This is a genomic window from Microcoleus sp. MOSTC5, from assembly GCF_036701825.1.
Taxonomy (GTDB): domain Bacteria; phylum Cyanobacteriota; class Cyanobacteriia; order Cyanobacteriales; family Microcoleaceae; genus Microcoleus; species Microcoleus asticus.
Genome location: NZ_JAUBRK010000038.1, coordinates 59,734 through 79,153 on the forward strand (window position 1 = coordinate 59,734; position 19,420 = coordinate 79,153).

The following is a 19,420-nucleotide window of genomic DNA, read 5'->3' on the forward strand; positions in this document are numbered from 1 at the left end:
TTTAATTGCTGTAATTCAGCTCGGTTTTTAAGGTTGGGGGAAAGTGCCAATAAGGCGTTTCTACTTCGTCCTCAGTTGGATAATTTTCAGTTGAGTTCTCTCGGATTTGAAAAAAGTAGTAGAGGTTAGCCACAGTTAAATCGGATATTTCTTGCCAATTCGAGGCAGCTAAAGCTTGATAGCCAGTAGCGATCGCCTGCCGGCTGACATAAAATTCGTATCTCCGGCGGATTTCCGGCGACACAGCGAAGGTTAGCTGGTCGCGCAAGGATAGAAAGTGAGACTTTTGCTTTAAAGTTTCATAAAGTGAAGGTTCCGCAGCTAATACCGCGAATGTAGTGTGCAAGCTGCTTTTTAAACTATCGCCGCTGAGTTTATCTAAACTAGCTAACTGGTGCTGCTCTTTTGAAGACAAAGTTTGCATCCAATCAACCTCATTTTGCCAAAATTCTATGACACTTAAATCATGACCGAGAATCCTAGTAACTTCGGGAAATAAAAAATCTAGTTCGGGTTCAGATTGACATCCTTTAACAACAGTTAGAATATCTTGACGAATTTTTGATTGGAGTTCCAGCAGGCGATCGCTCACCATATCGTAGGCCCGCTGCAAGTGAAACGTGACCCCGATCGCCTGCTCGATCGCCCAAACACATTCCATTTGCCTGAGCTGTCCGGCAGAACACAGCCCCTCCAACAAACTGGGATTGTCATAAATTTTTAAAGCCTCAAACAGCATATCCCGCCCGGTATTAATTTCGGAATTCCGAAGTTTAAGATCGGGTACTGTCAGGGCTGACTGACAGCGTTTGATAGCTTTAGAAAAAATATCGTAACCGTTAACCACTTTCTGGCGGTGCATTTCAAAACTAGAGTCGTGAGCCACCTTAAAAATCTGCTGGATTACCTCTACCCCCCGATCTTTGAGGATGTGTCTGAGATCGATAAACCCGTCTTTAATTTTTAGTTTCTGGTGCTTTGCCTCTTCTCGAATTTTTAATACTTGGTTGAGGTTTACTGCTGACAAAACTGTACTCGATACAGCGCCAATACCAATGACAGCAGCAGTCGCTTGCATCACTGCCAAATTAATTTTCAGACAGTTAAGCATTCTGTATATTTTTTGAAACCCCTGATGAGTTTGAGCAACCTGCAACGGCGCCACTGTCACGTACACGGGAGCTACCAGCGGCTGTATGGGGCCACCTCCGGCTAACTGTGCGAGCAATCCTAGAACTCCGCGCGAGGATCTAGTTTCAGTTGTTGATTCATAAAAGATTTTTGCGATCTCCACAAACTCCCCTGTCACCGGATCTCTAGCTGCGGGGAGCAATTCTCCTGTTTTGGCAGCAGGCTGTACGAGGTTGCCACTATTGAGTCGCGCCTGAGTTGCAGGGGTGAATAGATAATCCATGTTGTGACTCAGTTTGCATTCAAAAAGGCAGATGTTCTGTATTGTATGCTGTTTAGGGAAACGAGGGATGAAAGGAAATGAATGAGTATCTCAAGGCATTCCAGGCTATTACCCAGTTTAGCGATCGATTGTTGGCAGACGAATATCAATCCGTGGAGATTAAACAGTCAGCTACCCACCTCAGCTTAGATGTGGAACCTTGTATTGAGGAAATTAAGCAATCTGCCCTCAGACTCAAGGGGTTACTTCAGGTATGTTTCAAAGATGTATCTCAGGCTGAGGATGTCTGGAATAGCAAGCCGAGAATTGCTGGAGCATCTCCGGTTGATGTCTGGGAGCAAATTGGCGAACTAAGCGGATGCGATGTGAGAATTCGCAGTTTAGGAAAACAGGGCAAATATGATGCTGTTGTTAAAGTTCGCAAATCGTGGAGCGACAAGGCTACAAAGTTAAAAAATCAGTGGTTTTTGTGGGATAAAAACTATCAAGTATTTCAAAGAGATATTATCGGTTTTTTTGAAAAAGATAATTTGCACAAAGAGTTACGGAATGAAGTTGATTACCAGGCAGAGCGAGTGATTTTAATTATGGAGAATGAACTTAATTTTATTTTTAAAGAATTACAATCTATTGATATAGAAAAATTTGAATTTTGTCTTGAATGCTTCGACATCAAAAGTCAAGCGCGATTTAGAGAGCGACTGCAATCAATAGGTAGCGAGATTGTGTCGAGGTTTACGGAGCCACTGAAATATTTGCCTGATTCTTATATGAAAACTTTTAAAGAAACGCTGAAAGAACCTGTAGAAATTCTGGTTCATAAAAGCAAGATGGGAATCAGTTTGGTCGATTTTGAAGAGTCCTGTAAAGTGATTGGGTCAATTATGGATAATTTGATTTTAGAAATTTTTGAGGAGCGCATGAAACTGGCAATTCAAACAGTTGAAAAAGCGATGAGGTTCTACAATGATTTTTTAGAGAAGCAGGCGCGGTACCAGCAAGAAACAGCCCAACAGCGAGCGGCGGAAAAAGATTGGATCGAATACCAGCGGGAGCAACTCAGGGAAGTTCAGCAGTATATTGAAGCTGTCATCAGTAATTAGTAATTAGTAATTGGTAATTGGTAATTGGTAATTGGTAATACAGGCTGATACCAAATCAGGCTTTAATGCTCCCTTTATTCTTAAGTTCGCGCACCATCCGAACTTCGTTTGTGTAGTGGCGGTTTCAACCGCCGACTCTTATATCTATTTTACCAATTATTAAAAATCGCAGAGACCCGCCCCGGAGACGGCAAGGCCGTATCCTTACAGATGCTCGCGTACAATCTATATGTCTCCCTACTTTTTAGAATTGGTATAAAGGGTGGAGATAAAAAAGCTTAGACTTTAGTTGAAGCTCCCAGTAAAAGCTGTGAAGTCAATCTAAAATCTAAAATCTAAACTCTCCCATCTCAAATCTCAAATCTATTGACCGCTGATTTCGTAAACGATCGCGCCAAAAGAAGCTAAGCTAGCTAAAATTAGCATTCCTGCCGGCATGAATTTTTGAGTTTTAACAAGGCGTACAATAAAGACTATTACTAAAACAGCGGAGATGGCTGCTGCTAATGTTAAACCCCAACTTTGTCCCATGAGTTGTGCGGTGCCGGCAAAAATTAGCAGCGAACCGCTAATCAGGCCCGAAATGAGCGAGGCTTGGCTTTTGGCCTTGATATAACCCATGATGCCGCCAACCAGTGTTAAAATGCCGTAGCCGATCGCTGCTGCTGTACCCAAATTCATTTTTAATCCTCCAGATTTCACTCTTTGCATCTAAATTTATACAGCGCAGCCTGCAATTAGTGTCACGAATTGTTAGAAAATTTATTAAACCCAGTCAGGATATCTAACTGTTATACAATTGCCATTATGTCAGCCCTAACTTCTGGTGCGATCGCCCAAATTCGTTACGTCCAGCGCCAAGCAGCATCCCTGCTGCTGTATCAATCGGTTTTCAAAAGCCCTGCTGGTCAAGCCTTTCTCGACTTGCTGCAAGCCCTCCACCACAGCGAAGTCAGCGGTTTAGACAGTCTTACAGCTTACGGCAACTGGTTCAAAGTTCAGGCTGCTAAAAATCTGAACTGGAAAGATTCTCTGATTTCCGAAATTCTCAAAAACGAAAACCCCTTTTCTCGCCGAGCTCAGGAAACAGATTTTGCGAGTTTGCCCCCCGCCTTGGTGGAAGCAGCGCGACACGATTTACAAGTGCTGCAAAATATTTACGACTGCAGCAGCGATCAGTTGAGCAAGTGGGTGCGGGTAGCGGGTCAACTTGACGCTGTGCCTCCGATTTGGCATTCAGAAAGTGTCAAAGAAAAGGGCGATTTGCCGCTGCACGGAAAACTGGAAAAATGGTCGAGCGCTACGGAATCTTTGGCAGCTTATTACCGACAGTTTGGCACGGGTTTGTTTGCAGAATATCGCGCTTTTGCGTGGCGGGGAGGGCAGTTGGCGAGTATTTCACATCCCGATCGCATAACTTTAAAAGAGTTGGTTTGCTGCGATTGGCAGCGGGATGCTCTTGTGAAAAATACGGAGTTTTTGCTGGCAGGTTATCCGGCTTTGCACGTCTTGCTTTACGGGAGCCGCGGTTCGGGCAAGTCTTCTTTGGTGAAGTCGCTATTAAATGAGTTTGGATCTCGCAATCTGCGCTTGATTGAAGTATCTAAATCCGACTTGCAAGATTTGCCGCTAATTGTCGAGCAGTTGCGGGGAGTTCCTCAAAAGTTTATTATTTTTGTGGACGACCTTTCTTTTGAGGAAGATGATGATGCTTTTAAAGCTCTGAAAGTTGTCTTAGAGGGGAATGTAACTGCTCGCTCTCAAAATGTGGTAGTTTACGCAACATCTAACCGCAGGCATTTAATTCGAGAGTTTTTTGACGACAGGCCTCGCCCCCGCGACGGGGATGAAGTTCACGCTTGGGATACTGTGCAGGAAAAACTTTCATTTAGCGATCGGTTTGGCTTGACTTTAACTTTTGAACCTGCCGATCAAAACACTTATTTAACAATTGTCCGACATCTGGCAGAACTTGCTGGAATCAAACTCGCTGCTGAGGATTTGGAACACCGCGCTAAAGAATGGGCAACTCGTCGCAACGGGCGATCGGGCAGGACTGCGCGGCAGTTTGTTGATTTCCTGAAAGCAGATTTAGCCCTTTTTGACAAGTAGATTGTCGGCGCTGGCAGGGCGGGTTTTACCTGAGATATGGCAAGGCAATTCAGGATCTAAATAAACCCGCCATTGCAGCGCCAAAGGGTGAAAGAAAAATTCTTAATTTTTTCATAATTTTATTGATAATAAATAACTAACAAAATTTGATATAATTATCAAAATCCCCAAAGAAACCTCCAGAGCCAGAACCCATCCTGACTCCATAAATCGACCACTAAATAATGAGGAAAGTATCATGGGTTTATTTGATAAAGTATCGCAGACTCGCCAAGAAACGGACGTAAGGTTAGGGCCTGCCGAAGCATTTGCGGCGATCGCGCTAATTGCCGTAGCAGCCGACGGTTACATCAATGACAGCGAAAGTAAAGCGATTAGCATGACGCTATCTCGGATGCAACTCTTCCGCAGCTATCCCGATGACGTGATGAGAAAAATGCTCGATCGCCTGCTGATGATTCTGCAACGGCAAGGAGTTGAGGTACTGTTTAATGCTGCTTTGGCAACGCTTCCCGACGAACTTAAAGAAACAGTTTTTGCTGTGACAACTGATATCGCTTTAGCAGATGGCGAGGTTTCAGAAGAAGAAGAACAACTTTTGAACGATCTTTACAGTGCATTGGGGCTTTCCGAAGATATTGCGCTCAAGATTATAGACGTAATGTTGATTAAGAACAAAGGTTAATAAAGAAGGAGAAGGAGTGAGGAGGGCGAGTTTTACAATATAAAAAATTAGCGCCTACTTAATTAGCTGATAACTTCTCCAAAAGTGCGGGTTTAGGGATATGATGGTTGGTAAAATTCAGATCCAATTTGCGATCGCCCGCTACTACCTCAAATGTCTTTCACTTACACCCGCACTGTTCGCTTTCAAGATACCGATGCTGCTGGAGTCGTTTACTTTGCTAACGTTTTGACGATGTGCCACGAAGCTTACGAGGCATCTCTAGCAGCATCGGGAATCAATCTCAAAGCATTTTTCACCAATCCCGAGGTTGCCTTTCCCATAATTCATGCTAGTGTAGATTTTTATCGCCCCATGTTTGCGGGCGATCGGCTGATGATTCAATTGACGCCGAAACCAGTTACTGGCGATGAATTTGAAATTGCCTATCAAGTATTTTCTGAGGAAGTGGCAGGAAGAAGCGCTGCTAAAGCTCTTACTAAGCACGTCTGCATCGATGCAGTTAGCAGAACTAGAAAACAGCTATCTGAAGACTTGATGCAGTGGATGAGGAAATTTGAAAGTTGAGATTTTAGATTAGTTTTATCGTTAAATAATAGCAGGGAATGACAGTCAGTAGATTTTAGATTTTAGATTTTAGATTTTAGATTTTAGATTTACTTGCAGCATTGAATCTGGGAGTTTCAACTTTGGTCTAAAATTTTGGACTGATCGCGACTTAAGTACGTGGCACGGTATCCGTTTTTGAGCGGGGTCTAATTTCTTTTAGGTTGAGAATTTTTTCGGAGTTTTTGATAGTATGTCAAATCGCAATTATGCCATTGTCGGCACGGGAGCTTTAGGGGGATTCTACGGTGGTAGACTGCAACAAGCAGGTTTAGAAGTCAATTTTTTGCTGCGCAGCGATTACGATCGCGTCAAAAAACACGGTTTGATTGTCGAGTCTCCCGAAGGCGACTTCACCCTCCCCCACGTCCGCGCCTACCACGACGCGCACAAAATGCCTCAGTGTGACGTAGTAATTCTAGCGCTGAAAACTACTCAAAATCACTTGTTGCCCAAAATTTTGCCTCCTTTATTAAAGGATAACGGGGCGGTTTTAGTATTGCAAAACGGATTGAATACGGAACCGGAAGTAGCTAAAATTGTCGGTGCAGAACGAGTGGTTGGCGGGCTGTGTTTTCTCTGTTCTTATAAAGTTGGGCCAGGTCACATCTGCCACCTAGATTACGGTACGATCACGCTGGGCGAATATGCCCAAGACTACAACCCCATCGGTATTACTGATAGATTGCACCAAATTGCTAGGGATTTTAAACGCGCTGACATTCCTATTAAGATGAGCGAAGATTTGCTATTATCCAGGTGGAAAAAGCTGGTTTGGAATATTCCTTATAACGGGCTGTCTGTAGTGTTGGATGCGAGAACTGACCAACTGATGGCTAATCCCGATACTCGGATTTTAGTCGAGGAAATCATGGGGGAAGTGATAGCCGGAGCCAAAAGTTGCGATCGTATTATTCCCGATGACTTTATCCCACAGATGCTCGAATACACTGAGAAAATGAAGCCTTACCGCACGAGCATGAAAATCGATTATGATGAATCGCGACCCCTGGAAGTTGAGGCGATTTTTGGTAATCCGATACGGGTGGCTGAACAAGCAGGTATTAAGTTGCGGCAAATAGAGGTACTTTACCGAATGTTGAAGTTTGTGGACGTTCAAAGACAAGAAGCAGAGAGGACGAGAAGGCTGTTAGGTTTGTCGTAATTAGTGAGTTGACTGTTGACTGTTGTCAGGAGTCGGAAATAAGCATGAGAAATTCTGGCTTCTGCATTGATTGCGATCGCCTAATAATTATTGATATTCGATCGCAATTTCTTGCAATTGTTCTCGATTGACTTTGCCTTGAGAATTGCGCGGCAATTGTTCGACAATTACCCAATATTTCGGCCGCTTAAACTTGCTTAACTTATCTTCTATTGCCGCTTGCAGATTTTGGACAGTAACTTCGGCATTAGCGGGAACGTAGATAGCCGTAACGACTTGACCCCAATCTTTGTCTGGCAAGCCAATTACAGCAATATCCGCAACTAAATTAGTCGATCGCACAACGGCTTCAACTTCCGCCGGAAATACATTTTCTCCGCCTGTGATAATTTTGTCGCTGCTGCGTCCGACGATATTTAAGTAGTTATTTTTATCAAAAAATCCCACATCGTCCAATTGGAAATATTCGCGATCGGCAAAATTATCAGGATAATAACCCAACGCTAAAGATTTAGCCTTTACCGCAATATTTCCGATTTGATTATTACACACAATATCGCCTTTTGCACTGCGAATAGTTATTTTAGCATGGGGTAAAGTTTGACCGGAACTGTTATTGCCCGCGAGAAAATCTTCGGGTTTTAGTGTAGCAATTTGCGAGGCGGTTTCTGTCATGCCGTAACTTGGCGCTAATTTGATTTGATAGTTTCTAGCTGTTTCTAAAAGTTCCGGCCAAGCGGGAGCACCACCCAAAATTACGGTACGAAACCGTCCCAGCCAATTAGCTGTATCTGGGCTTTGCAGCAGCCGTTGCAGTTGAGTTGGAACTAAAGAAATGAAAAATTCTTCGGGTTCGATATCGCATATTTTACCATTTTCTAATTCTTTAAATGATTGAATAGCGAGTTTTCCTCCGGTAGTAAAGGAACGCATAAATTGCATTAAACCGCTGACGTGGTATAATGGCAAAACGCAGAAAGAGTTGATTTTGTCAACTTGAAAATATTGTTGAAAACCTTGCACTGATGGTGTTAGCGTTTCCCAAGTGTGGATAGCAAAACGGATTTTCCCTGAAGAACCGCCGGTGGGAATCATGATTGTATCAAAACCGCTTTTACTAGGCGAATGGAATTCGCGGCTATACAAACGAAGCCCGCCTTCGCGGACTGGGATATGGGGATTTTTGGGAAGCGGGTATTCTCCTAAAAATATGTCGGGTTTGACTAAATCAAATACTTGTTGCCATTCTGGTTTTACCCAGTTGGGATTGCAGAGAAAAATCTGGCTTTTGGCGGCACGGGCGGCGATGAAACTGGCAAGAAATTGCACTGGTTCTGGTTCTGCGAGGCAAATTTTTGGGGGTGTTTCTCGTGCTTGATTTTGGGTGATTTGTTGAAATAGCCGATCGACAATTCGGGTAAATTCGCGACTGTCACAACCGATCAGCCAATTATCGGGCAAGTCAGACGCGATATCCAGGATATTTACTGTTAGATTTGTTGCCATAGATGCTTTCACCAAGTTTCTCGATTCAAAACAATTACCTAACCCGCTTGATTTAGTCGTGGGAGTAATCTAAAATCTAAAATCTAAAATCTAAAATCGAATGATTGTCATCGAACCAGCAATCGGTACCAAAGCCTAATGCTCTCTTATTTAAAGACAATTCTGTTGCTAAAATTAATGCTGCTTGTCTGCCGATTTCGGTTTCAAATACTGATGAGAAAACAGCGTCTATATTGTGAGTTTGACAAAATTTTCGCAGTTGAGATGGAGAACCGCAGATCGCAGGTTTAATGACGAAAATTCCCCGCCAGCCTTGGCTGTAGCACTCTTGGATGCGATCGAGGTTGGCAGCAGATTCATCTAGGGCGATCGGAGTTGCATAAATAGCATTCAATTCTACCATTTCCTGAAACTGTGTTACGGGCAGCGGCTGTTCCAAAAATTCAATGCTTGCGGAAAAGTCGGGAGTTGCTTTTACCTTGTCGCAAGCTTCCAGCCATGTTTTAGCCTGCGAGTAACTGAGTCCCCCGTTGGCATCTAACCGCAAAAATGCCGATTCTCGATCGCACAAATTGTGCATTGCTTCGATTAGCTGCTGAAAAATTTTTAATTCTTGTTCAATTGCAGCAACACCAATTTTCCATTTAAACGTCCGATATCCCTCTAACCAAAGAACTTGCAAAGCCTGCAAAGCTGTTTCACCTGCTGGCAATAAACCGCTGAACCGATTTTTTTCTTTCTCATTCCCAACCTCTCTCCATTGCTGACTTCTTAAGACTGAACCCGCAATCAATGTCGATTTTAGGCGAAGTCTAGATCCCCCTAAATCCCCCTTAATAAGGGGGACTTTGAGAATATTTCTTGTCCCCCCCTTATTAAGGGGGGTTAGGGGGGATCTAGAGTTTGATAGTGCTGACTCAAAGCCAAATTGACAAGCCGGCAATTCAGCGGAAATAGCAAAAATCATCTCTGATGAAATATTACCTTGCCACTGGTGACAAAAATCTAAAGCTTGCTCAAAACTTTCGGAACCAAACCAACTCAAAGGGGCAATTTCTCCCCAACCAATTTGATTGTTTTCGCCAACAAGTCGCAGGATAATTCCCGATCGAGTATCCCAGATGCCGTGACTTGTTTGCAAGGGGCGCTTAAATTTTCGCTGATAAGTGCGAAACTCGAATTGATAAAGCATTAGTTTTTCAGTTAATCATAAAATTGTCTCACAACTGTGACAAACTTATCAATATTTTCAAAATGGATATTGTGACCAGCTTTTGGTACAATTTCCAGAGTAGCGGCCGGACACAAGCTGGCCATTTCGGTATTTATAGTTGTAAATTTATCATCATATTCTCCCGCTAGCAAGAGAATTGGAATTTGATTTTGTGCGAGTTTTTCCCAGAGAGAGGGCTGGTTGCCGGTTCCCATGTTGCGGAGGGATTTGGCTAATTCTAAGGGATTGTTTGCTAAGCGGGTTTCTATGAGTTTGTCGAAGTTGGGAGAGTTTTTTAAAGATTTGAATAAAGGGCGATCGTACCAGTTTAATAAAAAATCTTTAATGTTGCTATTTTCCAGCTTTTGTGCTAGGTGTAAATCGGCTTGCAGGCGGTGCGATCGCTCTTTTTCTGTTTTCAATCCCGGAGAAGCTGACTCTAACACTACTTTCTCGAATCTTTCAGGAAAATGTAATGTCATGTACAGTGCCAATCGCCCGCCCATTGAATAGCCGAATAACAAACATTTGTCTATTTGTAAATCATCTAATAACTGTATCAATGCTTGGGCTGTATTTGGCATATTGTAGCAACTTTCGTCGCCGATTACTCTGGTTTCTCCGTGACCGGGAAGGTCAACTGCTAGACAGCAATAATTTTTAGAAAGTAAGGAAATGATGGGATTAAAGTCTTGACAATCGCAGGTGAATCCGTGGAGAAATAAAATTAATGGCTGATTTTTATGACCAGTTATGGAATAGTGAAAGTGATTATTTTTTTTAAATTTATCCATATACAATTATTAGTATAAGTGCCGTATTTACTAAAATCTTATTTCCGCATCGCCAACAGAAATGACTGCCTGAAAACGAGTGGGAAAGTCCATACCAAGAAGACCATCTATACGAAGATTTGGCGGTATATCGTGGGCAAATACGTCAAAATTTTCTATTAGTTGACCCACGCAATTAAACCAAGATACATTAATTACAGGAACATAGATTCTTCCTTGACCTGTAACTAATTCTTGCCTGCGTAAAGGATTGCGCGTATCGTAACCCAGATTTTGTAATACTTGAACTGGCAATATTGTGAAGCTAGATCCGGTATCTACCAATAAACGCACCCGCACAAAATCGCCCCCTTCTCTACTGCCAACAGTTGCTGGCACGGCTAGCAAATTTTGTCCATAACGCAACAAGCGGTAAACTTTCTGATAAGCTGGCATTTTCGTTACAACATCACTGCTATGTTATCAGGTATCGAGCCAGTATACTCTATTGCGACAGATTTTCCATCCCTTAATGAAAGCTTACTGTAAATTTCATCGCGTTCTGTTGCATGGGCTAAAACTTCACCTCGAATCACGTTTAATTCTTCATCTAATTCAGGATTGACGATGAGTACCCACTCATCAGGATATAGGCTAAAAATTTCTTCTAAACTCATAATTTGACCTATTTCTGTTTGCGTACTCATGCTTTGATTCTCCTTTTTTACGATTCAATATGAGGTACGATTGCTAAATTAAAGAAAATTTTGAGAAGTCACCCAACTGCACCAACTCCCTCAACTTAGCAAACCATACCTCCATTTTACCGAAATTCTCGATCGCCCGATCTACAAAACAAACCCCAACGCCAGCAGCAATCCGCTCGAAAAATGCAGCGTAACTGCGATAAACTTAGAGTTGCTGACCTTTGCCGGTTGGTCGTGATAGTCTGTGACATGGCGGCAAAGGTCGATCGCAAATGACACACTCCCAAAAATCAACAGCGTCCAAATTGGGAACATTCCCAAAGCCACAAATAGCACAGTCAAAGCATAAACGCTGCCGCACAACCACTGCAACAACTGAGCACCTTTTTTCGTACCGAGTCGAACAATTGGCGATTTTTTGCCGGCCGCCAAATCGTCCTCAACTTGGTGAAAATGGGAACAAAATAAGATGATACTCGTAGTAATTCCCACGATTGCCGAAGCCGCAAAATTAGTTGCAGACCAAGTTTGAGTTTGACTGTAATAAGCAGCGGCGAAGGCTAGCGGCCCAAAGGTGAAAAAGCAGATGATTTCCCCTAAACCCTGATAGCCAAGACGAAACGGAGGCCCTTGATAAGTGTAGCCGAGAGCACAGCACAAAACTACTAGCAAAATTACTGTTGGGTCTTTTTGCCACCAGCTTATGGCGCAGATTCCCGACACTCCGACTGCTAAAAACAGATTAGCCAGCCCGAAAATTAAAGCTTTATTTCCGGTTAAATTAACTAGGGAATGTGCTTTGTTTTTATCGATTCCTGTTTCCGAGTCAAATACATCATTGCTGAGATTCAGCCATGCTATAATCAAAATGGCTGAAATTAAAAATGTCGAAAAAATTGACGAATTAATCGTTTGAGTTTCGGCAAAAGCAATTGCAGTTCCTACTGAAATAGGAATCACCGCAACGCTGTACATGGGCGGCTTGATTGCCGCCAGCCACAATTTACTATTTGGACGTTCAATTAACTTTGTTGTCATCACACAAACTTGATTCAATTGATAGCAGCGTAGTAATTTTACAATTTTATTGGTCAAGAAAGTCTACTCTGTATCGGGTTGAGTGCGCGGGGGGCATCCGTTGAGAGGCTTTGCGGGCGATCGCACGCCCGGTAATGCCCGTCTGCAAACCTCTGCGGGCTCGATCGCATGAGAGTCGAGATTTAGTCGCTCAATCTTAAAGTTTTGTGTCTAAATGTTTCGATCGATCGCGCGATAGTCTGTTTTCTGCCCCAAGCGAACCCAAACTTTCCGGGAAACTCGAAAGGTCGTGTTTTGCGATCGCCCTGCCGTGCTTAGATCGAAATAGGGGTTTTAGCCGGACAAACCCACACTCTATCTGACAAATCTGCTATTCTCGCTTTCATGACAGTAATACCGCACCGCGCTAATCTCTTGCAAGACCGCAATCAACTGCATCAGTTTCTGTTAAATTGCCAGCAGTCTTTAGCTGAAAAAGATCGCACAAAAATAGTTAGTATTTCTCAGGAAATTTACCCCCTCGATCCGCTAGCTGTACTGCAAGAGATTTCCGAACCTTGTCAGCGGCACTTTTACTTTGAAAAAAGAAACCCAATTGTCGGCAAAAGTTTTGCGATCGCAGCCATTGATTCGGCAATCCATCTCACAGTAGCAGGAACCGATCGGTTTGCCTTAGCTCAAAATTTTATTCGTTCAACACTTGCCAATACAATTACCATTGGTGCGGAACGCTTGCCATTTAGCGGGCCTCACTTTTTTTGTAGTTTTGCTTTTTTTGATGAAAACCTTGCTCCTAATTCTTACTTTCCGCCCGCCACCATATTTTTACCCAAATGGCAAATTACCAGACAGAAAGATAGCTGCATTCTCGTCGCCAATGCCATAATAGAAAAAGATATAAACATTAAAAACATCGCTGAAAATATTTGGCAAACCTTCGATCGAATTGAATCTCACAAATACCATAAACTAACTACTGCGATCGACAGTTCGATATCTTTGAAACAAATCCCAGTCAATGATGCCAGTCAATTTAAAACATCAGTCAAGTCTGCTTTAGAATTGATAGCCTCTAAATATTTTAGTAAAATTGTTTTATCCCAAGCAATCAATGTAATTTCTCAAACCCCTTTCAGTTTAATAGATTCATTAAACAACTTGCGCCTCAGCTATCCAGATTGCTATGTGTTTTCAACCAGTAACGGCAAAGGACAAAATTTTATCGGTGCCAGTCCAGAACGTTTAATTAGCATTCACAACAATCAGTTATTAACAGATGCTTTAGCAGGTTCAGCACCGAGAGGAAAAACTGAGGCGGGAGATGCGAAATTAGCCCACGGATTGCTAGAAAGCGAGAAAGATATTCGAGAACATCAAGTTGTGATCGACTTTATTGTCGATCGCCTGTCAAAACTCGGCATAACTCCCAATTTTTCCCCAGTGCCCAGACTGCTGCAACTATCAAACATTCAGCATTTGTGGACACCCATAACTGCTCAAATCCCCCCTGATATTCATTTATTAAAGATTTTAGCTCAACTGCATCCAACCCCAGCGGTAGCGGGCGTGCCGAGAGATATTGCCCTAGAACAAATTCGCCGCTGCGAAAGCTGCGATCGCTCTTTGTACGCAGCACCCCTGGGCTGGATCGATCGCGCCGGCAACGGCGAATTTGCGGTCGGCATTCGATCGGCATTAATCGATGGCGATCGGGCGATACTTTATGCTGGTGCCGGTATTGTGGCGGGTTCCGAACCGGAGAAAGAACTAGCAGAAATTCAGCTCAAATTGCAGCCACTTTTAAATGCTTTAGTCTAATTCAGCTAATTGGCAGAATGTAGAGTTGTCTAGCTAATTAATTGAGTCTGTGTTAATGTTTAATTTTCACTTCCTCAAAATGTTCTACTATGGGAAAAGGATTGTAAAAATGGTGAAGCATTCTTTTCCACTCTTGATATTCAGCGGAATTTCTAAATTTAATTGTATGAGCTTCTAAATTTTCCCATCTCACCAATAAGAGATATTTTCCTTGAACTTCTGTGCAGCGATGAAGTTCGTGAGATAAATATCCATCTATAGACGCTATCAGACTGGAAGCTTCTCTAAAAGCTATCTCAAAATCACTCTCACAGCCAGATTTGACATTCAGCACAACCGCCTCAAGAATCATAAAAATGTATCCTGACAATTATTTCGGTATAATATCGTAGCACAATACAGAGTTGAGCTACTCAGATTTAGCAATGCCAATAGATTTTCGCAACACAAATACCGTCTGGGCTTCCGTATTAGCAGAGACATTGCAACGACTGGGATTAACTACAGCCGTGATTTGTCCCGGTTCGCGATCGGCACCGCTAACAATAGCTTTTGCTCAAAACAAAAAAATAGAAACTATTCCCATACTCGACGAACGTTCAGCAAGTTTTTTTGCATTAGGAACCGCCCAAAAATCATCTTTGCCAACAGCACTAATTTGTACGTCGGGAACCGCAGCCGCCAACTTTTATCCTGCGATAATAGAAGCCAGAGAAAGTCGAATTCCGCTGCTAATATTCACCGCCGATCGACCTCCCGAACTGCGCGACTGTCACGCCGGACAAGCGATCGACCAAGTGAAAATATACGGCAATTATCCCAACTGGCAAGCCGAATTAGCGATACCTTCTGCGTCCATAGGAATGCTAGACTATCTGCGGCAGACGATCGTGTATGCTTGGGAGCGATCGCAATTTCCAACACCAGGCCCCGTCCACCTCAACATCCCCTTTCGCGACCCACTTGTACCCGTTCCAGACATAGCTGTAGAAGTTTTAGAAACACAATTCAATCCCGAAGATTTCTTTGCAGGATTAGAACCCATTTTCGCCGGAGAAAGCTCTACCCCCCCCAGCCCCCCCTTGTTAAGGGGGGGAGAAGAAAGTACAATGCAACAATGGCAAAAGTGCGATCGAGGGATAATTATTGCAGGCGTTGCACAGCCTCAATTTGCCGAAAAATACTGTAGTGCGATCGCTCAAATTTCCCAATTATTAAACTGGCCAGTTTTAGCAGAAGGACTCTCCCCAGTCAGAAACTACGCCCAACTAAACCCCCATCTAATTTCCACCTACGATTTAATCCTGCGAAACCGCGAACTAGCAGATAAATTAACCCCAGAAATCGCCATTCAAATCGGAGACTTGCCCACAAGCAAAGAATTGCGAAACTGGCTAGGTAAAACCCAACCAAAACGCTACATAATCGACCCCAGCCACCACAATTTCGATCCGCTACACGGCAAAACAATTCACCTGCGAACCTCCGTAGAAAATCTCGCAACTATATTAACTCTTGTCCCCCCCCTTAACAAGGGGGGGTTAGGGGGGGTTCTAACCACTGCTACCACTAATATATCCCCTCAAATCCCCCCCCTTAACAAGGGCGAGTCAACTCAAGTCCCCCCCCTTAGCAAGGGGGGGTTAGGGGGGGTTCTAACCTCTCCCTCAAACAAATACCTCCAACTTTGGCACAACACCGAAATCCAAGTCAGACAAACAATAGACCAAAAAATATCAGCAATTAACAACATAATCGAACCCAAAGTTTCCTGGCTGCTTTCCCAAATTTTGCCGCCAGCAACACCGATATTTATTGCCAACAGTATGCCCGTCCGAGATGTCGAGTTTTTCTGGAAGCAGAACAACTTAGAAATAAAACCGTTTTTCAATCGCGGCGCTAACGGTATAGACGGCACATTATCAACAGCGTTGGGAGTTGCTCACCGCAATCAAAGCAGCATCATGCTAACAGGTGATTTAACACTTTTGCACGATACAAACGGTTTTTTAATTAAAAATAAATTTGTTGGTCATCTGACAATCATATTAATTAATAACAACGGCGGCGGAATTTTTGAAATGTTGCCAGTTGCCAAATTTGACCCGCCCTTTGAAGATTTTTTTGCCACGCCGCAGGATATCAATTTTGCTCAGTTGTGTGCAACTTACGGCGTGGAACACGAGGTAATTGAGGATTGGGAACAGTTCAAACAAAAATTAATTTCACTGCCCAATAGCGGGATTCGCGTCTTAGAATTGCAAACAGACAGGCGATCGGATGCTAAATGGCGGCAAGACAATCTAAGTAAATTTGCCAAAGATTTGTAGTCAGGACTTTTGTCAATAAGCGTTTCGCGGGCGGGCAAGATGCCCACCCCACAAGCAGAAAATTCACTCTTTGTGGAACAGGCCCGAAAGCCTATTCTTGGGAATGGTGCAATATCTCAGTTTAAACTGCTGGTTGAGCTAGCAGCGGATCTAACTGTCCTTCTGCATCGAGTTTGTGAATGTCATCGCAGCCGCCTACGTGTTCGTTATTAATGAAAATTTGGGGTACGCTGCGGCGTCCGTTAGCGCGATCGGCCATTGCCTTTCTAGCGGCTTCATCGCCATCAATTTTGTATTCCGTGAAATTTACGCCTTTCCACCACAGCAAAGTTTTGGCGCGGATGCAGTATGGACAGGTTTGCCAAGTATAGATTTCCACATTGGCTTTGATGCGATCGGGCTTGCGGCCCAAGATGGGATTGAGAAAATCAAGCATTTTTGGTACTGGGGTAAAAATTTAACTGGTTGGGGGATTAACGATCATTTTAGCGAAATGCCGTCAGCCCCACGTCCTACCCAAAAATTGGCGCGGGATGGAATTGCCTGCGGCAACCTGTGGCACTGTGACCCAAGTCACAACTTTACTCTACTCGGATCACTTGCTTTCACCCCTGACAATCACCTTCGCGGCCTCATTAATATCACCGATCTTTTGAGGAAACCAGAAGATGATAAATATATCGAATTCAACCGCACTGCCATGAATCCCTTACAACTCCTCCCCGGCGCTATCTCTGAAATCCTCGCTTCTGTAACCGATACAGGCGTTTTGACTCTGGCGGATCGCTACGGTTTGATGGCCGCCACCTTCGACGACTCTCTGAATGACGAAGAGAGAGGCTGCGTCAACCGCTTGTTGCGGGCGGTGCTCAGAGGCCGAGTGAAAGTGGTCAACGAACTTTCAGCAGCATTCTAATCGGGATTTGAAGTTTTGTTCTGAAGGCAAGGTGAGTCAGCGGTAGATAAAAATAGTGGAAACTCAGGCAGGAGTTGAAACAGCGGTAATTTGAATTCGATTTAAAGTTTTCTCCTCTAACTCAACAACGGTTTATTTGTCAAAGCAGCCTTTACAGGCTGCTTTTTTTTGATCTAATCGCGGATTTAGAGGTTGTACTGGCGGCAGAGGTCGATCAGTTCTTGTTGGAAGCGATCGCGCACATTGTGGGGCGACACAATAACGCAATCTTTGCCGTACCGAAAGACTTCTCGAATCAGCCAGAAGGGATTAGAGACGCGCCGCACTACTTGACGGACATCTCCGATGACTTCATTACTGATATCTCTGAGTCTGGCTTCGTAGGCTGTCACCATCCCACGATAAAAGTGTAAATACACTTTTAAATAATCTAGGCCTTGTTGTCTCCACTGTCCGTCTGTTGGCACGATCGCCTGAATGCGATCGAACCGCAGACAGCGATTGTGGATGAGTTCTGGATAATCGGGATTTTTGATGTCTTCGGTCTCTTCGCACCAAATTTCCAGGTAAAAGCGCTTTTCTTCAAAGGAAATCTCGGCATAGCGGGCTGTATAAGCTAAATCCTCTCCTTTGGGATTGCGGTACAGGACAAGAAAGGGTTGCTGTTTATCGATCTGCGCTTCGGCTTGAATGCGCGACGCTACGGTAGGTTTGCTCACCTGTTGCAGCAGCGATTGACGCAGGGGGGCTTCCAGATTTCCTCGCTCTATCAGTAGATTTGACACAGCTTGAGCTTGTGCTGCGTATTTTGAGTCGAGGAGAAGCCTGATGGCTTGCTGCAAAGCTGCCACTTGGGTGGAGTTGAGGGTGAAGGGTTCACCAACTTCTAACTTGTGCTGGGCGATCGCCACCAATAACCCAGATACACTGGGGGATTTGCCCCAAAAGATACCGAGGCGAAGGGCGATCGCCTCTAGCTGTTCCTTGGTTTCCGGCGGGACTGAAAGGGTGAGTGCTTCTTTTTTTCGCGGCATTTCTAAAATACACTTGCACATTTAAAAAAAATGTGTCATTGTAGGTTTAGTTTAAGTACAGATTACATCAAGCTACAGGCAGATAACCATGATAGCCTACACTATCCTGCTGAAACCCGTGTACTCACATCCCGCCCCGACGCTTCCATCAGGCATTACCTTACCTCCGGCCTGGGACGGGCTCTCGCAGCATCAAGTCGAAACCTACGAAGCACTGAAAGACCCAACCATTGATGTTGTCTTCAATACAGCAATGACAGGGGACGGTAAAAGTTTAGCAGCTTTTCTGGCAGCCGTGACAAATCGCACGTACACTTTAGCAATGTACCCCACAAACGAACTGGCGCGCGATCAGGAAAAACAGGTAAGAGGCTACAAAGCACTGTTTAAACCGGAAAACGACCCGCAAATTTATCGTTTGAATGCAGCAATCCTGGAAGATTTTATTGCGACAAATAAACTTTCTTCAAAATTAGCAGGATTGTGCGATCGCGCGGACAACTCAGAAATTTTACTGACAAATCCAGACATCTTCCATTACATCCACGACTTCCGCTACCTGCGGCGAAACAAAGAAGGTAAAGGAGATAACCCCGATCGCCTGTTTGCCAAGATTGACGACAACTACAAACTATTTATCTTTGACGAATTCCACATTTTTTCATCTCCCCAAATTGCCAGCGTCATCAATGCTATCCTGCTAATTAAGCATACACTTCCAGGCAAAAAGTTTTTATTCCTCTCTGCTACACCGAACGATTTGTTAGAGGAGTTTTTATCCAAAGCTGGATTAAAGCATCGCATCATCGATCCAGTCAAGCAGGGAGGTTATCGGTTTGCAGCCGGCGACAACTGGCGACAGATTAGTTATCCGATCAACTTGACTTTTCCGCAAAAGTTAGAACCAAACCTGCGCTCTAGTTATAACAATAGTTCGGACAGTTTTTAAGCAGCCAGAGTACCATAAGACAAGACTGAAGGAAGGTTAGGGTGATTTAAA

The 19,420-nt window shown here is 43.7% G+C and carries 20 protein-coding genes; 9 read left to right on the forward strand and 11 right to left on the reverse strand.

Annotated features, from left to right (window positions below; genetic code table 11):
* Position 1: 1 nt before the first annotated feature.
* On the reverse strand, positions 2-1,414 hold the full coding sequence (locus QUA54_RS20945; RefSeq protein WP_333416133.1) for a hypothetical protein: 1,413 nt from the start codon (positions 1,412-1,414) through the stop codon (positions 2-4).
* Positions 1,415-1,491: 77 nt separating this feature from the next.
* Between QUA54_RS20945 and QUA54_RS20950 the strand changes: the two genes are divergently transcribed.
* Positions 1,492-2,517 (forward strand): hypothetical protein, encoded by a 1,026-nt coding sequence (locus tag QUA54_RS20950; RefSeq protein ID WP_333416134.1) that lies wholly within the window; start codon positions 1,492-1,494, stop codon positions 2,515-2,517.
* A 363-nt stretch (positions 2,518-2,880) separates the two neighbouring features.
* Here QUA54_RS20950 and QUA54_RS20955 read toward each other — a convergent pair whose 3' ends face one another.
* Positions 2,881-3,198, reverse strand: coding sequence for a TMEM14 family protein (locus tag QUA54_RS20955; RefSeq protein WP_333185710.1), 318 nt, complete (start codon positions 3,196-3,198; stop codon positions 2,881-2,883).
* Between the two features lie 126 nt (positions 3,199-3,324).
* Between QUA54_RS20955 and QUA54_RS20960 the strand changes: the two genes are divergently transcribed.
* The 4 genes from QUA54_RS20960 (at position 3,325) to QUA54_RS20975 (ending at position 7,085) form a co-directional block, all read left to right on the forward strand.
* A complete protein-coding gene (locus QUA54_RS20960) occupies positions 3,325-4,629 on the forward strand; it encodes an ATP-binding protein (RefSeq protein ID WP_333416135.1) in 1,305 nt (434 codons plus the stop codon).
* Positions 4,630-4,867: 238 nt separating this feature from the next.
* A complete protein-coding gene (locus tag QUA54_RS20965) occupies positions 4,868-5,314 on the forward strand; it encodes a tellurite resistance TerB family protein (RefSeq protein ID WP_172188498.1) in 447 nt (148 codons plus the stop codon).
* A 153-nt stretch (positions 5,315-5,467) separates the two neighbouring features.
* On the forward strand, positions 5,468-5,881 hold the full coding sequence (locus QUA54_RS20970) for a thioesterase family protein (RefSeq protein WP_333416136.1): 414 nt from the start codon (positions 5,468-5,470) through the stop codon (positions 5,879-5,881).
* Positions 5,882-6,113: 232 nt separating this feature from the next.
* Positions 6,114-7,085, forward strand: coding sequence for a putative 2-dehydropantoate 2-reductase (locus QUA54_RS20975; protein WP_333416137.1), 972 nt, complete (start codon positions 6,114-6,116; stop codon positions 7,083-7,085).
* Positions 7,086-7,172: 87 nt separating this feature from the next.
* Here the strand turns inward: QUA54_RS20975 and QUA54_RS20980 are convergent, their stop codons facing one another.
* The 6 genes from QUA54_RS20980 to menA all read right to left on the reverse strand — a co-directional run bounded on the left by QUA54_RS20980 (position 7,173) and on the right by menA (position 12,322).
* Positions 7,173-8,591, reverse strand: coding sequence for a 2-succinylbenzoate--CoA ligase (locus QUA54_RS20980; RefSeq protein WP_333416138.1), 1,419 nt, complete (start codon positions 8,589-8,591; stop codon positions 7,173-7,175).
* A gap of 76 nt (positions 8,592-8,667) precedes the next feature.
* Positions 8,668-9,783: an o-succinylbenzoate synthase gene (locus QUA54_RS20985; protein ID WP_333416139.1), complete on the reverse strand. Its 1,116-nt coding sequence runs from the start codon at positions 9,781-9,783 to the stop codon at positions 8,668-8,670.
* A gap of 11 nt (positions 9,784-9,794) precedes the next feature.
* Positions 9,795-10,598 (reverse strand): 2-succinyl-6-hydroxy-2,4-cyclohexadiene-1-carboxylate synthase, encoded by an 804-nt coding sequence (gene menH / locus QUA54_RS20990; RefSeq protein ID WP_333416140.1) that lies wholly within the window; start codon positions 10,596-10,598, stop codon positions 9,795-9,797.
* 30 nt (positions 10,599-10,628) lie between these two features.
* Positions 10,629-11,033: a retropepsin-like aspartic protease gene (locus QUA54_RS20995; protein WP_333416141.1), complete on the reverse strand. Its 405-nt coding sequence runs from the start codon at positions 11,031-11,033 to the stop codon at positions 10,629-10,631.
* A gap of 5 nt (positions 11,034-11,038) precedes the next feature.
* Positions 11,039-11,284, reverse strand: coding sequence for a hypothetical protein (locus tag QUA54_RS21000; protein ID WP_333027512.1), 246 nt, complete (start codon positions 11,282-11,284; stop codon positions 11,039-11,041).
* Between the two features lie 141 nt (positions 11,285-11,425).
* Positions 11,426-12,322 carry a 2-carboxy-1,4-naphthoquinone phytyltransferase gene (menA, locus tag QUA54_RS21005; protein ID WP_333416142.1) on the reverse strand — a complete coding sequence of 299 codons (897 nt, stop codon included), beginning with the start codon at positions 12,320-12,322 and terminating at the stop codon, positions 11,426-11,428.
* A 384-nt stretch (positions 12,323-12,706) separates the two neighbouring features.
* Between menA and QUA54_RS21010 the strand changes: the two genes are divergently transcribed.
* The gene (locus QUA54_RS21010; RefSeq protein WP_333416143.1) at positions 12,707-14,140 is read left to right on the forward strand and encodes an isochorismate synthase; all 1,434 of its coding nucleotides are present in this window, start codon (positions 12,707-12,709) and stop codon (positions 14,138-14,140) included.
* A 52-nt stretch (positions 14,141-14,192) separates the two neighbouring features.
* Here the strand turns inward: QUA54_RS21010 and QUA54_RS21015 are convergent, their stop codons facing one another.
* Complete coding sequence (locus QUA54_RS21015; RefSeq protein ID WP_333416144.1) at positions 14,193-14,492, reverse strand: antibiotic biosynthesis monooxygenase; 300 nt, start codon at positions 14,490-14,492, stop codon at positions 14,193-14,195.
* 73 nt (positions 14,493-14,565) lie between these two features.
* On the opposite strand from QUA54_RS21015, the gene menD reads away from it, so the two are divergent.
* Positions 14,566-16,470 carry a 2-succinyl-5-enolpyruvyl-6-hydroxy-3-cyclohexene-1-carboxylic-acid synthase gene (menD, locus tag QUA54_RS21020; protein ID WP_333416145.1) on the forward strand — a complete coding sequence of 635 codons (1,905 nt, stop codon included), beginning with the start codon at positions 14,566-14,568 and terminating at the stop codon, positions 16,468-16,470.
* A gap of 121 nt (positions 16,471-16,591) precedes the next feature.
* Here menD and grxC read toward each other — a convergent pair whose 3' ends face one another.
* Positions 16,592-16,906: a glutaredoxin 3 gene (gene grxC, locus QUA54_RS21025; RefSeq protein WP_333416146.1), complete on the reverse strand. Its 315-nt coding sequence runs from the start codon at positions 16,904-16,906 to the stop codon at positions 16,592-16,594.
* Between the two features lie 264 nt (positions 16,907-17,170).
* On the opposite strand from grxC, the gene QUA54_RS21030 reads away from it, so the two are divergent.
* A complete protein-coding gene (locus tag QUA54_RS21030) occupies positions 17,171-17,386 on the forward strand; it encodes a hypothetical protein (protein ID WP_333416151.1) in 216 nt (71 codons plus the stop codon).
* Between the two features lie 185 nt (positions 17,387-17,571).
* On the opposite strand, the gene QUA54_RS21035 is transcribed toward QUA54_RS21030, so the two are convergent.
* Positions 17,572-18,441 carry a WYL domain-containing protein gene (locus tag QUA54_RS21035; RefSeq protein WP_333416147.1) on the reverse strand — a complete coding sequence of 290 codons (870 nt, stop codon included), beginning with the start codon at positions 18,439-18,441 and terminating at the stop codon, positions 17,572-17,574.
* A 67-nt stretch (positions 18,442-18,508) separates the two neighbouring features.
* On the opposite strand from QUA54_RS21035, the gene cas3 reads away from it, so the two are divergent.
* Complete coding sequence (cas3, locus tag QUA54_RS21040; protein ID WP_333416148.1) at positions 18,509-19,369, forward strand: type I-D CRISPR-associated helicase Cas3'; 861 nt, start codon at positions 18,509-18,511, stop codon at positions 19,367-19,369.
* Positions 19,370-19,420: the final 51 nt, after the last annotated feature.

Bases quoted from the DNA above. Each gene is read 5' to 3' on its own strand.
- QUA54_RS21010 (WP_333416143.1), top strand. From the start codon at position 12,707: ATGACAGTAATACCGCACCGCGCTAATCTCTTGCAAGACCGCAATCAA.
- menA (WP_333416142.1), bottom strand. From the start codon at position 12,322: ATGACAACAAAGTTAATTGAACGTCCAAATAGTAAATTGTGGCTGGCG.
- QUA54_RS21030 (WP_333416151.1), top strand. From the start codon at position 17,171: ATGAATCCCTTACAACTCCTCCCCGGCGCTATCTCTGAAATCCTCGCT.
- QUA54_RS20945 (WP_333416133.1), bottom strand. From the start codon at position 1,414: ATGGATTATCTATTCACCCCTGCAACTCAGGCGCGACTCAATAGTGGC.
- QUA54_RS20970 (WP_333416136.1), top strand. From the start codon at position 5,468: ATGTCTTTCACTTACACCCGCACTGTTCGCTTTCAAGATACCGATGCT.
- QUA54_RS20995 (WP_333416141.1), bottom strand. From the start codon at position 11,033: ATGCCAGCTTATCAGAAAGTTTACCGCTTGTTGCGTTATGGACAAAAT.
- QUA54_RS20950 (WP_333416134.1), top strand. From the start codon at position 1,492: ATGAATGAGTATCTCAAGGCATTCCAGGCTATTACCCAGTTTAGCGAT.
- QUA54_RS20965 (WP_172188498.1), top strand. From the start codon at position 4,868: ATGGGTTTATTTGATAAAGTATCGCAGACTCGCCAAGAAACGGACGTA.
- grxC (WP_333416146.1), bottom strand. From the start codon at position 16,906: ATGCTTGATTTTCTCAATCCCATCTTGGGCCGCAAGCCCGATCGCATC.
- QUA54_RS20985 (WP_333416139.1), bottom strand. From the start codon at position 9,783: ATGCTTTATCAATTCGAGTTTCGCACTTATCAGCGAAAATTTAAGCGC.
- QUA54_RS20955 (WP_333185710.1), bottom strand. From the start codon at position 3,198: ATGAATTTGGGTACAGCAGCAGCGATCGGCTACGGCATTTTAACACTG.
- QUA54_RS20980 (WP_333416138.1), bottom strand. From the start codon at position 8,591: ATGGCAACAAATCTAACAGTAAATATCCTGGATATCGCGTCTGACTTG.
- QUA54_RS20975 (WP_333416137.1), top strand. From the start codon at position 6,114: ATGTCAAATCGCAATTATGCCATTGTCGGCACGGGAGCTTTAGGGGGA.
- QUA54_RS21035 (WP_333416147.1), bottom strand. From the start codon at position 18,441: ATGTGCAAGTGTATTTTAGAAATGCCGCGAAAAAAAGAAGCACTCACC.
- QUA54_RS20960 (WP_333416135.1), top strand. From the start codon at position 3,325: ATGTCAGCCCTAACTTCTGGTGCGATCGCCCAAATTCGTTACGTCCAG.
- menD (WP_333416145.1), top strand. From the start codon at position 14,566: ATGCCAATAGATTTTCGCAACACAAATACCGTCTGGGCTTCCGTATTA.
- QUA54_RS21000 (WP_333027512.1), bottom strand. From the start codon at position 11,284: ATGAGTACGCAAACAGAAATAGGTCAAATTATGAGTTTAGAAGAAATT.
- cas3 (WP_333416148.1), top strand. From the start codon at position 18,509: ATGATAGCCTACACTATCCTGCTGAAACCCGTGTACTCACATCCCGCC.
- QUA54_RS21015 (WP_333416144.1), bottom strand. From the start codon at position 14,492: ATGATTCTTGAGGCGGTTGTGCTGAATGTCAAATCTGGCTGTGAGAGT.
- menH (WP_333416140.1), bottom strand. From the start codon at position 10,598: ATGGATAAATTTAAAAAAAATAATCACTTTCACTATTCCATAACTGGT.